This window comes from Pseudomonas sp. Pseu.R1, from assembly GCF_045764065.1.
Lineage (GTDB): Bacteria > Pseudomonadota > Gammaproteobacteria > Pseudomonadales > Pseudomonadaceae > Aquipseudomonas.
This window is the reverse complement of record NZ_JBJGEE020000001.1, coordinates 2,376,990-2,389,347: the sequence shown is the minus strand read 5'-3', so window position 1 is coordinate 2,389,347 and position 12,358 is coordinate 2,376,990. Positions and strand designations below refer to the sequence as shown.

General features: G+C 58.0%; 10 protein-coding genes. 4 read left to right on the top strand and 6 right to left on the bottom strand.

Annotated features, from left to right (window positions below; all coding sequences use genetic code 11):
• Positions 1–38: 38 nt before the first annotated feature.
• From ACI5GA_RS10975 to ACI5GA_RS10965, 3 genes are all read right to left on the bottom strand, one after another.
• The gene (locus tag ACI5GA_RS10975; RefSeq protein WP_421422780.1) at positions 39–2,693 is read right to left on the bottom strand and encodes a hypothetical protein; all 2,655 of its coding nucleotides are present in this window, start codon (positions 2,691–2,693) and stop codon (positions 39–41) included.
• Positions 2,694–2,763: 70 nt separating this feature from the next.
• Positions 2,764–3,768: a hypothetical protein gene (locus ACI5GA_RS10970; protein ID WP_421422779.1), complete on the bottom strand. Its 1,005-nt coding sequence runs from the start codon at positions 3,766–3,768 to the stop codon at positions 2,764–2,766.
• A gap of 101 nt (positions 3,769–3,869) precedes the next feature.
• Positions 3,870–4,814: a hypothetical protein gene (locus tag ACI5GA_RS10965; RefSeq protein WP_421422778.1), complete on the bottom strand. Its 945-nt coding sequence runs from the start codon at positions 4,812–4,814 to the stop codon at positions 3,870–3,872.
• 322 nt (positions 4,815–5,136) lie between these two features.
• On the opposite strand from ACI5GA_RS10965, the gene ACI5GA_RS10960 reads away from it, so the two are divergent.
• Both ACI5GA_RS10960 and ACI5GA_RS10955 read left to right on the top strand, forming a co-directional pair.
• Positions 5,137–6,258 carry a diguanylate cyclase domain-containing protein gene (locus ACI5GA_RS10960; RefSeq protein ID WP_421422777.1) on the top strand — a complete coding sequence of 374 codons (1,122 nt, stop codon included), beginning with the start codon at positions 5,137–5,139 and terminating at the stop codon, positions 6,256–6,258.
• A complete protein-coding gene (locus tag ACI5GA_RS10955; protein ID WP_421422776.1) occupies positions 6,251–7,180 on the top strand; it encodes an iron-sulfur-binding ferredoxin reductase in 930 nt (309 codons plus the stop codon). The genes ACI5GA_RS10960 and ACI5GA_RS10955 overlap by 8 nt, the downstream gene beginning before the upstream one ends.
• A gap of 60 nt (positions 7,181–7,240) precedes the next feature.
• Here the strand turns inward: ACI5GA_RS10955 and pyk are convergent, their stop codons facing one another.
• Positions 7,241–8,692 carry a pyruvate kinase gene (gene pyk / locus ACI5GA_RS10950; protein WP_404635875.1) on the bottom strand — a complete coding sequence of 484 codons (1,452 nt, stop codon included), beginning with the start codon at positions 8,690–8,692 and terminating at the stop codon, positions 7,241–7,243.
• A gap of 188 nt (positions 8,693–8,880) precedes the next feature.
• Between pyk and ACI5GA_RS10945 the strand changes: the two genes are divergently transcribed.
• Together ACI5GA_RS10945 and ACI5GA_RS10940 are read left to right on the top strand one after the other, a co-directional pair.
• Positions 8,881–9,255, top strand: a complete 375-nt coding sequence (locus tag ACI5GA_RS10945) for a tetratricopeptide repeat protein (protein WP_404635877.1) — start codon at positions 8,881–8,883, stop codon at positions 9,253–9,255.
• 326 nt (positions 9,256–9,581) lie between these two features.
• A complete protein-coding gene (locus ACI5GA_RS10940; RefSeq protein ID WP_404635879.1) occupies positions 9,582–9,941 on the top strand; it encodes a PilZ domain-containing protein in 360 nt (119 codons plus the stop codon).
• 12 nt (positions 9,942–9,953) lie between these two features.
• Here ACI5GA_RS10940 and ACI5GA_RS10935 read toward each other — a convergent pair whose 3' ends face one another.
• Together ACI5GA_RS10935 and ACI5GA_RS10930 are read right to left on the bottom strand one after the other, a co-directional pair.
• Entirely contained in the window at positions 9,954–11,309 is a 1,356-nt protein-coding gene (locus tag ACI5GA_RS10935) for a DUF58 domain-containing protein (protein WP_421422774.1), read from the bottom strand.
• Positions 11,306–12,271, bottom strand: coding sequence for an AAA family ATPase (locus tag ACI5GA_RS10930; protein WP_404636258.1), 966 nt, complete (start codon positions 12,269–12,271; stop codon positions 11,306–11,308). Before ACI5GA_RS10930 ends, ACI5GA_RS10935 begins: the two co-directional genes overlap by 4 nt.
• Between the last annotated feature and the right edge of the window lie 87 nt (positions 12,272–12,358).

Below are 12,358 nucleotides of genomic sequence, written 5' to 3'. Positions count from 1 at the left end.
TGCTCTTTCCGCTCTCAGGCTTCCCGACACTCGCTCGGTCATTCGGATGGCGCGGCTTGCGATTGTTCAGCGCTCGAGGGTGTCACAGCGATGGTTTCCGGGTGGTTGGCATCGCTGTGCAAGGCGTATGTCCAATTCACGACCGTATCGTCGGCCAGACGCTGTTCGAGGACTCGGCCATAAACATCCAGTCTTAACGACGTTACGCGGTCCTGTTGGCCGGGCACCTTGATGGTGGTCTGGGTGACACGATCCAGCCCGTCGCGTACCCATTCCTTGGTGCGGATGAGCGTGCCTTCGCTGTCATACAACTGCTCCTTTATCGGGCTGCCTGCAGCGTTGTGCCGGGTCATCGTCTGCGGCCCCTGAAGGGAGCCGTTCTGCTGCCAGGCTTTGAGGGTCAAGGCCACCGGGTCGTGTTCATTGCAACTCTGCACACCATCCGGAGAAGTCGTTTGGCGCACTTGACCCCAGTCGTCGTATTCGAAGGTTGTGGTAAGCGTGAGCGCTGTGACCGTGGCCGGGTTTTCCGGGGCGCGCAGCCAGTCCTGCTGTGTTTCGCTGATTGTTCTGCCCTCAGCGTCGAACACGGTACGGGCGATCTCGCGAAACTCATCGGGAGCGTGGTCTATATCCTGCAGTTCGATGCGAACTGCGCGGCCTTCTCCGTCGAGCCATTGCCGACGTCGCTGGCCCGTGGCAAGCACCTGCTCGATCATCACCGGGTTTTCGCCCTCAGCGGCGGTTTCGATCGCCACCTTGTCTTTCACGTGATAGGACGACGTCATCTGGGTCTGATAAGGGCTGTCGTCGGCGTTGACCGCTTTGGTCACACGACCAAGGGCGTCGTATTCGTAACGCGACAATACACCCGCCTGATTGCGCTCGCGGGTGAGTTGGCCGGTGATCAGCGAGCGCGAGCTGCTTTGAGTCGCACGAACCAGATCGGTGTCCTCGAAACCTGTGACGGTCGTGTGGGTGCTCAACTCATCGTTGGTCAATTCATAGCGATAGCTGGTAGTGGTGGCCTTGCCATTGAGGGTGATGACTTTTTCGCTCACGCGAGCATAGTGGGGGCCTTTCTCGGTGATGTAGGTCTGGGTCGTGGTTTCCAGATCACGGGAGTGAGTTTCATCCCGCACCCTCTCGCTCTGCACCACTACGAACGGGAGGCCACCTTCGATAGTGGAATCCAGCGCTTTATAGGCATACGTGGTGGATGTCTCGGATGCGCCGCCGTAGGTGCCGTCTTCCACGAGGGCCGGCTTGACGGTTTTTTTCTTCAAGAACCTGACCAGGCCCAGAGGGCTGGCCGGGCAACCGTCGCTCTCTTCGGTCGCTTCCACGCCTTCGGCAGGGTAATACTCGCTGTACTCCTCGATCCCGTCGGGTGTGCGTGTGAAGAGCACATTGCCGAACGTGTCGTAGCGGTATTCGGTCTCTTCGCTACGTTGCAGGTTTGCAGCGCTGTGATCGATAAACGTCGTTTTCCGTAGGTGGGGAAGCTGGCACCACGCGGGTTGGTCTTCCCAATGCTTGCCAGTCTCGATGCCGTAGGTGGTGGTGTTCCGGATCTCGCACTGTCCTCGGCGAGTCACTTCACTGGTCAGCAGATGAAAGCGGTTCCAGGTGCGCGTAGTGGTCGAAAGCGTGCGCTCTTGTTCATCTGTCAGCGTTTCAATGACTTCGTAGTTGTAATCTTCCTGGACCGCATAAAGGTTGTCGCGTCCTGTCTGCCAGTCGAAGGGGTGCTCGCTGCCGAACCCCAGAAAGTTGAGTGCTCCGACCCATTCGTAAGAGCGGGTCAGTTCAACGTCTCCCGTACCGGATGAGTGCTTCCATTCAATCACCCTTGGTAGTTCAGGGAAGGGAGCACTTGGTGGAAGCTGGTGGCCAAACTCACCCGTCCCCCATCTGACGCTATCGGATGCCCCCAGTGGGCTGGTGAGTTCGGTAGGCAGCAGTATTTCCAACTGGTCGCTCACCGGATGAGCCTCATAAGTCACCGTGAAGGGTTGATCGATGCCAGGCAGGTACACAGAGCCCAGCATATCGTTCGTCAGCTGCAGGGACAGGGTACGAGCCTCATGGCCTGGCACCTGAAATACCACTTCTGCGCCGTCACTTTGAACCTCCAACAGGGTGCGAGTCTCGTCGCGGATTTTGTCGAGCCTGAAATCGTCATTGGCGAACGCGGACCAATCCACGAACATCCGACGCCCCTCTGGACTGCGTAGCTCCGTCAGGAGGTATTTGGCACTGTTGTGTTGTTTCGTCAGAATCTCGGTCTGCCCGGATTTATGATCGATTCGGACCTCCGTGTCACTTTGGCACGTGATCACCATGGATTTAAGTTTGTTGTCCAACAACAGCAGCTCGTTGCCAGGCGAGAAGTCGGTATTTTTGATATCAATGGCAAAACTTTCGCCTGACGAAAGTTGTAGGGAGGCTGAGGTTTGCTGAAGGTTGATTTCGCTGAAACCCAGTGCCCAACCGTAACCAAAGCCTCGGTCGACGGTCGAGGCCAATACGTTGAATGACAAGGTGGGCGAAAGAGAGGGACCCGCCAGACCGTTAGCGGGAAGAAGTGGCAATTGGAATGCAATCGTAAACTGACCCGTCCGTGCATCTACGCCAGTCTTGATAAAATCCATGAAATTTGTAGCTTGGGTATGAATACCGCTGATAGACATATCATCGTTCCCTGTAGGTATGCCTGATAGAGGACGCACCCTTTTGAACTTGCGCTCAAAAGGGACGTCGTTACCGCTGTGCTATCAAGCGGTCGTAATAGTGCGACTCAATGACTTTGAAGTTTGGAATGTTGCCATTGGATTCCGTAAACATCTCGATTTTATGTGTGTTCCCGTTCTGATCCCGCAACAGCCATACACTGCGCTCATTGACGGTTTTTACCGATACAGGAAATGAAGGATGCTTCTCATAAATCTTGACGCGTACAAAATTCATGACGTTGCGTCGGGAGACGTTGATGGTGATGTGCTCGTTACTGAAACTCAGCTTTGTACCGACCGTATAGGCGATGTGCGTGTGTATACGGCTTTCGCGGCTGTCGAAGAACCAGGATGCGTCGGCTTCGAACTTTTTGTGGAACCACGGTTCTCCCTCACCCACGGTTCCTTCTTCAGCTTTTACGGACTCCACCAGTCGGTTTCGTGGGTCTTTGAAGGACAGATGGTAGACGTCGACGTCCAGCTCTCTCGTGGTTTTCTGCCCTGCGTGCCAGCTGCTCAGGTCCTCCTCGTGAACATCTTCGCCCCAGAATTTGAAATCCTGGCGAGAAAGTATCAGGTCCGGATTGACTGTCGTTATGATGCACGATGAATTGAAGTATTTGGTTCCCGTGATTGCCACAAGGTCATCATCTTTGTTCATGGCGGCGTGGAGATTGATGGGGACCTCCGCTTCATGAGTGGAGGAAATGTAGAAGGTTTTGATGTTCTGGCCTGCGATAACCTCCGGCGCTCTTACGTTAGACGGACCCCGCGGGTCTTGAAAATATTTGAATCGTGGGTCGCGGGTGGTCGAGACGGTGAACTCATCCGACAGCTCTTGGAACTCACCCCCTTTGGAGGTCACGAGCCTGAGGCTATTTAATTGCTCTTCAGACAGCTCCACATTTTTTGCCGGTTGATAGGTGACCGTTATTTCGATCTGCTGATGCCCGTTGTTGTAGATTCGAGGCTGGCCAGAGGTTATCTGAATTTTAAATGTGCTGAGAAAGTTGGTGTTTTCAATAATCTTCATTTTTATTCCATCCATGGATTGACGAGTCGCCCGATCTAGGCGTGCTTGAAAGAGGCTCTGGGCGTCTCGTCTAGATTAAACAGACTGAAATCGCTTGCGCCTCAGATGTATTCGAGCAACTCGAAATCCATACCTGCGCCATCGTTGAACTGTTTCATCTCGATCGTGTGTGCATTTCCATATTGATCCAGCAACTCCCAACGGCTAGCGTCGTGATGGAACTCCACCTCAGGACTGTCGCTGATCGTCTTCAGTCGCACGAAGTTCATGACGCCAGGTGTCTGGTTCAGCGGGATGGCGGTGCCCTGAAAGACGAACTCCTTGGGTTCGCCCACCTTATAGGCGTGGTGGTAGAAGTTCTGGAAGCGTGTCGGGACGTACTCTTCTTCATTAGCGTCGTCCCATGGAGAAATATCGAGGTGGTTCTGGTAGTAGGCGACGCCTTCTCCAGCCCCGCGAGGAACAGATGCCACAATTCTGCGTTCTGCGTCCTTGAAGGCCAGGGAATAGATTTCGCAGCCTGCCCGCGAGGTAGCAAGCTCCCGGTCCGATACGTTGTCTGCCCATAACAAGAAATCGTCTGCACCCACCTGTGTGGGTACTACCGACTCCACAGTGACTGAAGCGCCAAATTCGCTGCTGTGAGTGACGTAGCGTGTCTCCTCGTTTTTGCTGATCACCGCATAGAGCGTGTCTTGAGAGCCCTCAGGGCGGGTCGACGAAACATAGAAGGTGCGGCGCTGAGTCGTGGATTCGAGGTCTGTGGTGTCGGAGGCAGAACCTGCGTCCGGGTGATAGTCGAAGCGTTCGTCCCGCTCGGTGCCGAGCTGCAGTTCGCCAGACAGCTCCTGATAATTGCCGTCATCATCCAGAGTGACGAGCTGGATGCTCGCCATCTGCTCCTCGGTGACTTCTTCACCTTCCTGTGGGGTAACTCCGACCGTGATTTCCACCTGGTGGCGGCCGTTGGAGAACACTTTGTTGGAGCTGGAAGTGACCGCGAGGGTGAAGGCGCTGATCCATTGGGTATCGTTGTTGTAACTCATGGTTTTTCACCGTCCATGGTGTTAGTGGGAGACTCTAGCCTAGAGGCTGCTTCTCTGCGGGTTGGTATATATATGTATTGCACTCCCGTGGAAGGTTTGCAGAGTGTTTCCCTGTGGGCAGGCACCGAGGGAGGATGGCAGCACGTGTGTCGTTCAGATGTGTGGCCGAGACTGATCGTTCAGCACGCGTTGGCGAATCGCCACGTTTGCTCTACATTGGCATTTTTCCGGATGACCGTAGCGCCTCTGCCTTTTCCGACAGCAAGACTCGATCAGAAGGCTGTTTAAGGCAGGCACATCTGGTCGGACTGCAAGAGCCTCAATGATGAATCACCCCCATGTAGATGGAACTATTCAGCGCTTGCGGTTGAAGCGCTTCGCCATGGCGGCGGGCACCTACATGCTGCTGATCGTGCTCGTTTGGCTGGCGTATTGCGCGGGGTATTACCACGCTGATTTCTTCGACGTCTGGCTGGTCAGCGTCTCGGTGATGATGTCTCAGGCGGTGCTGAGCCTGGCTTTTTTCAGCGGTTACAACCAACGCTTCAAGGATTCGAGCCTGACGGAGTTTCAGGTGTTGATGGGCCTTGGATGGGAAACCTTTCTGCTCTATCACCTGGATTCGGCGCGGGGCACCTTTTTGCTGTTGTATGTGCTGGTGCTGCTGTTCGGTCTGTTCCATCTGCCGCCCAGAGTCTTCACCCGTTGTGCGGTGTTTGCGTTGCTGGGATTCACGGCGCTCAATCTTTGGGACGGGTATGAGGGTCGCCTCGATGATCCTGGTCTGGCTATTTTGCAAACGGGAGCGCTGTTTATCGCGCTGAGCTGGTTGTGCCTTTATGCGCGCTTTGTGCAGGATTCAAGGCAACGCATGCACCAACACCGCATCACCTTGCAAGCCCACCAGGAAACGCTGCGCGGCATGATGTTTCAGCTTGAGGAACTGGCGTCCACCGACGAGTTGACCCATCTGTGTAACCGGCGCCATTTCCTGCGTCTGGCCAGCCGTGAACTGGAGTCCATGGAGGGCAGCTACACGCAAGGACTGGCGCTCATCGATCTGGACCATTTCAAGCGGGTCAATGACGTGTTCGGTCACGCCGCAGGCGACCGCGTGCTTCAGGTATTCGCCAAGACGGCCGCCAATTGCCTGCGTTCGGATGACATCCTGGCGCGGTATGGCGGGGAGGAATTTGTGTTGTTGATTCCGCGTTGTACCCGCGAGCAATTGATCGATTGCTGCGAGCGGGTTCGCCATGCTTTCGAGCACGTCACCCTTGTTGATTTGCCGGGGCTGGAACTGAGCCTGTCGGTCGGTATGACGTTGATCGAACGCAGCGACACACTGGACTACGCATTGCACCGTGCCGACCAGGCCTTGTATCGCGCCAAACACCAGGGTCGCAATTGCTGCCACGGCGCATGGGACCACGTCGATGCCTGAATTGCGTGCCGGTGATTGGCAATGGTCGGTCGCCGCCGGAAGCAACCTGTTGGACGCACTCAACGGCGCGGGGCTTTGCGTGCCTTACAGTTGCCGTGCAGGCAGTTGCCATGCCTGCCTTGTGCGTTGCACTCAGGGTGAGCCACTGGATGCGCAACCCGAGGCACTGGATGCGGGCCAGCGCGAAAAGGGCTGGCGCCTCGCATGCCAGTGCCGGGTCGTCGATGACTTGAGCGTCGAGCTCTTCGACCCAGTACGCGATGGTTCGCTCGCGACTGTCAGCGGTCATGACTGGCTGAGTCCTTCAGTGTTGCGTCTGCGGCTTGAACCCGAGCGTCCATTGCGCTATCGAGCCGGGCAACATCTGCTGCTCTGGACCGCCAGTGGCGTCGCGCGGCCCTATTCGCTAGCAAGCGTTCCGGGGGAGGATACCTTTCTTGAATTTCATATCGATTGTGCCCGGCCCGGGGCGTTCGTCGATGTGGCGCGCTTCTTGAAAATCGGCGACGAACTTCGAATGGGCGAACTGCGTGGCGGCGTACTGCACTACGACCCTGACTGGCAGGAGCGGCCTTTGTGGTTGCTGGCGGCGGGAACCGGTCTGGGGCCTTTATGGGGCATTCTGCGCGAAGCGTTGCGGCAGGGGCATCAGGGGCCTATTCGGGTGATGCACATTGCGCGGGAACATTACCTGGCTGCGAGCCTTCAAGGCTTGGCGACCGAGCATGATCAACTGCAGGTCGAGCTGATCGATGCCGAGCAGTTTCAGACTGCGCTGTCTGGCTTGCGGGTCGCTTCTCGACAAACCATCGCCCTCGTTTGTGGTTCGCCAGGTAGCGTTGAGGCGTTTTCGAAGCGCTTGTTCATCGCCGGGTTGCCACGGGGGCAATTGCTGGCGGATACCTTTCTGGAGAAGGGTTAGTCGATACAAAAAAGCCCCGGACGCTCACGCGCCGGGGCTTTTTGATCGCTGCGAAGTGCCTTAAACCATTGGGTCGCCGACGTGCAGAATCTTCATGCCGTTGGTGCCACCGATAGTGTGGTAACTGTCACCCTTGGTCAGGATGACCCAGTCGCCTTGCTCGACCAGACCGCGTTTCACCAGCTCGTCCGCAGCCGATTGGCTGACCTGGCCCGCTGGCAGCGAAGCAGGGTCGAATGGAATGGTGTAGACGCCACGGAACAGGGCCGCACGGGCCTGGGTTTCGCGGTGCGGGGAGAACGCGTAGATCGGCACCGAGGAACGGATGCGCGACATGATCAGCGGGGTGTAGCCGCTCTCGGTCAGTGCGATGATCGCCTTCACGCCAGGGAAGTGGTTGGCGGTGTACATGGCCGCCAGGGCGATGCTTTCGTCGCAACGGGTGAACGAGTGGCCGATACGGTGGCTGGAAGTCTTGCCGGTCGGGTGACGTTCGGCGCCGACGCAAATACGCGCCATGGCTTCAACGGCTTCGACAGGGTAGGAACCCGCGGCACTTTCAGCGGACAGCATCACGGCGTCGGTGTAGTCGAGCACGGCGTTGGCCACGTCGGACACTTCAGCGCGGGTCGGCATGGGGCTGGAGATCATCGACTCCATCATCTGCGTGGCCACGATCACCGCTTTGTTGTTGCGTCGAGCCAACATGATAATTTTCTTCTGGATGCCCACCAGCTCGGCGTCACCGATTTCTACGCCCAGGTCGCCACGGGCAACCATGACGGCGTCACTGGCGCGGATCAGATTGCCCAGGGTTTCGTCGTCGGCAACCGCTTCGGCGCGCTCGATCTTCGCCACGAGCCACGCCGTACCGCCAGCTTCGTCACGCAGTTTGCGGGCGTATTCCATGTCGGCTGCGTCACGCGGGAACGAAACGGCCAGGTAGTCCAGGTCCATTTCAGCGGCGAGCTTGATGTCTTGCTTGTCTTTGTCGGTCAGCGCTGGTGCGGTCAGGCCACCACCGCGGCGGTTGATGCCTTTGTGGTCCGACAGCGGGCCGCCAATGGTCACGGTGCAGTGCAGGGCTTCAGCGGTTTGCGTGTCCACACGCATGACCACGCGTCCGTCGTCGAGCAGCAGTTCGTCGCCTACGCCGCAATCCTTGACCAGATCGGGGTAATCGATACCGACAACTTCCTGCGTGCCTTCGGTCAGAGGATGGCTGGTGGAGAAGGTGAACTTGTCACCGACTTTCAGCTCAATCTTCTTGTTGGCGAATTTGGCGATGCGGATTTTCGGGCCTTGCAGGTCGCCCAGCAGCGCGACGAAGCGGCCATTCTTGGCAGCGATGTCACGGATCAGCTTCGCGCGAGCCTTGTGCTCGTCAGGCGTGCCGTGGGAAAAGTTCAGGCGGGCAACGTCCAGGCCAGCAAGAATCAGCTTCTCGATGACTTCAGGCGAATTACTGGCAGGGCCAAGTGTGGCTACGATTTTGGTGCGACGAACGGACATGCACAAACTCCTTAAATGAAGCGCAGCGGAAGGCTACTACTGTATTGGCCTGTAGTCATTGTTCCTTTGCACTACTTGTTGCGTATTGAATGGGCAATCGGCCCAGTGTAGGCAGACTGGCAATGTGCAAAACGGGCTTGAAGAAATCTCGCCAGGCGCCGATATGCTGGAGAGCACAGGAGACTCTCATGCGAATCGTGATGATATTAGTGGCGCTGGCGGCTTTGAGCGGCTGCACGCGCTGGGCAATGAACAGCCATCTGGACAATGCCAACCGTGCGTACGCCCAGGGCGACTGCGATGCGGTGATGTACAACCTGTCCAAAGTGGATCGCGAAAGTCGCGCGCGCCGCTATGTTCAGCCTGAAGTATCGATGTTGCGCGGTCAGTGCCTGGAGCGCCAGAAGCTGTACGTCGATGCCGTGCAGACGTACCAGTTCATCATCACCCAGTACCCGTACAGTGAATACGCGTTCAGAGCCCGAGCGCGTCTCGATACGCTGCACCAGTTGGGCCATGACAACCTCGCGCCCCCGGCAGTCCCGCGACCTGCTTCACTCTAGTTACACCCGTTTGGATACAGCGTCACGTTTTTCGAGTGGCCTTTCTAGAATGTTGAGCTAGGCTGCAATCGGTAGGGACCTAAAGATTTCATCACAGGAGTGGCGAAGAGCACTCCGGTTATTTCAACGCGGGCTAGCGGGATCAATCGCTATCGCGAAATCGAATAATCGGATGAGTGACTTCGGTTATGGCTGGTGAGTCAGATGACGTCCCTGTTGTAATGAACAGGTGGGTTCGGTCGTTTCGTCGTCTGTGGTTCACGCGCGACCGGATCTCTTCGCATTAGCAAGGCCATGCTCAATGGTCATTCGAGGACCCATGTCCAATGCTTAACGAAAGACGAATCGAGCGTCACCAACTCCCTTACTACCTCCAGGTGTTCAATCGGTACACCGACAAGCCATTGGGTTGCCTGGGGAACGTGTCCGAACAAGGTCTGATGTTGATCAGCGACCTGCCGATTCTCGTCGGCGCGGACTTTCAGTTGCGTCTGAAAGTCCCTGACGAGAAGAACGGTCTCTATCACATCGACATCAACGCCAGTTGCCTGTGGTGCCAGGAAGACGAGACCCCCAGGGTCTACGATTCAGGGTTCAAGCTGCAGGCGGCACCTGCCGAGTACTACCATCTGATTCAGGCGCTGCAGCGCTATTTCAGCTTCTATCCGCTGGAGGCTTCTGCCTGAGAACGGCACCTGTCACAGGGTGCCGGCTTTCTTCCAGCTCAGGTAGCGACTCACCAATTGCGGCCCCAGTTCGCCGGGGCGCACGTCCAGTACCGGAATGCCATGAGCGGTCAGCCTTTCATGCAGGCTTGCCCGGGCATTGAGAAAGTCCACTGTGCCGCAATAGTCCAGTGCCTGCTGCCAGCCCTGGACAGGTGTACTGCGCCGTTCATCCAGCACTTCCTCACGCAAGCTGGCGATCAGTACGCGGTGCTGGCGTGCCAGGTGTTTGACCGCTCCCAGCAATTCCTCGTCGTCCTCATCGCGCAGGTTGGTCACCAGCACGACGAGGGCGCGGCGTTTCTGTCGGATCAACAGTTGGCCGATCGCGGCGCCGTAGTCGGCAGACTTTTGTGTGCTGTCCAGGTCATATACGTGATTGAGCAGCAGGTTCAACTGAGCCGGGCCTTTGACCGGCATCAGGTGTCGATCCTGTTCGGCTGCGAACGTCGACAGGCCTACCGCATCCCCTTGCCTGAGCGCGGCGTAGCCCAGAAGCAGGCAGGCGTTGAGCGCATGGTCGAAGTGCGTCAGCTCTCCGTCCTGACTGCGCATCCGACGTCCGCAGTCGAGCAGAAACACGATTTGTTGATCCCGTTCGTCCTGGTACTCGCGCGCTATAGGGGTGCGCTGCCGGGCTGTCGCCTTCCAGTCGATCTGCTTGAGGCTGTCGCCCTCGCGAAATTCGCGCAATTGATTGAACTCCAGACCCAGCCCTCGGCGAGGGTGCTGACGTATGCCAATCTGGCTGAGCCAATTGTCCACCGCGAGTAACTGGCCATTGTGCAGCCGTGCAAAGTCGGGATAGACCCGCGCCGAGCTGATCAACGGCACATAGCGTCGGGAAAACCACAGACGCAGCGGGCTGCGCAGTTGGAGTTCGGCTTTTTCGAAGGTGAACAGCCCACGGCTAGTAGGGCGCAGGCGCCAGGTCAGCTGCGCGCCGCGCTGGGCGCGGAGTACGACTGCTTGGGGCAGGTATTCGGCGTCGAAACGGTTGGTGCCGCCTTCCGGGCCGTGATCGAACACGCTCAGGGCGACGCTTCGTCGATAGGTGTGTTCGATCGCGATACGCACCTCGGCCCAACGCCCCAATGGGAGGCTGCCGGGGAGATGGCGTTGCAGACGGGGAGACGGCAAGCGCCAAAGCCAGCAGGCATCAAGCGCAATCAGCACGCCCATCACGCCGGCCAGCGTCCAGAACAGCCCGTCGAGGCGGCCCAGCGGCCCTCGTCCCAACGCCTGCAATGCTCCCAGCAGTACGCCGTAACCTGCCAGAACGGCCAGCCACCAGAGCAGTCGAGTAGAGGGTCTCAACAGTTGCTTCATTGACGCGGCGCCGGAACCTGGTCGAGCATTTGTTTGAGCACCTGATCCACCGACAGGCCTTCGATGTCCAGGTCAGGCGACAGCCTGACGCGATGACGAAGCACGGCCAGTGCGCAGCTTTTAATGTCATCGGGGATCACGAAGTCTCCCCCGCGCAACAGCGCACGGGCACGACCGCCGCGCACGAGTGCGATGGACGCGCGAGGGCCTGCGCCCAGTGTCAGGCCAGGCCATGTACGCGTGGTGCGGGCAAGGCGCACCGCATAGTCCAGCACCTGATCGTCCACCGGTAATTCGCTGGCGATGCGTTGCAATACCTGCACATCCTTGGCCGTCATCAGCGTGCGTAATGGCTGGACCTCCAGCATGTCAGAGCGCGTCGATCGGGTGACCTGTCGCACCATTTCCAGTTCCTGGTCCGCCTGTGGATAGTCCATGCGCAACTTGAGCATGAAACGGTCCAGCTCGGCTTCAGGCAGAGGGTAGGTGCCTTCCTGTTCGATCGGGTTCTGGGTCGCCAGCACCATGAACGGTTGAGGCACCGGCAGTGCGCGGCCCTCCAGCGTCACTTGTCGTTCCTGCATGGCTTCGAGCAGCGCGGCTTGCGTCTTGGCAGGGGCGCGGTTGATTTCATCGGCGAGCAGCAGGTGGGTGAACAGCGGGCCTTTGCGCAGCTTGAACTGTTCACTCTGCATGTCGTACACGGCATGCCCCGTTACATCGCTCGGCATCAGGTCGGGGGTGAACTGAATACGGGCGAACTCACCGCCGAAGCAGCGGGCGAGGGCACGGACCAGCAGGGTCTTGCCCAGCCCGGGAACGCCTTCGAGCAAAACGTGGCCCCCGCCGATCAGCGCGGTCAGTACATCGTCGATGACGAGGTTCTGGCCGATCACGGCCTTTTGCAATTCATGGCGCACGGCCTGCGCCAGATGAATCGCCCGTTGACGTTGCTGAGTCATGTGGCTGGCGGACCCGGCTTGAGATGCGCTGTCTTCGGGTTCGCCAGGTGCATGGGTGACGGGCTGTTCAATGTCCGTCTGGCTGTC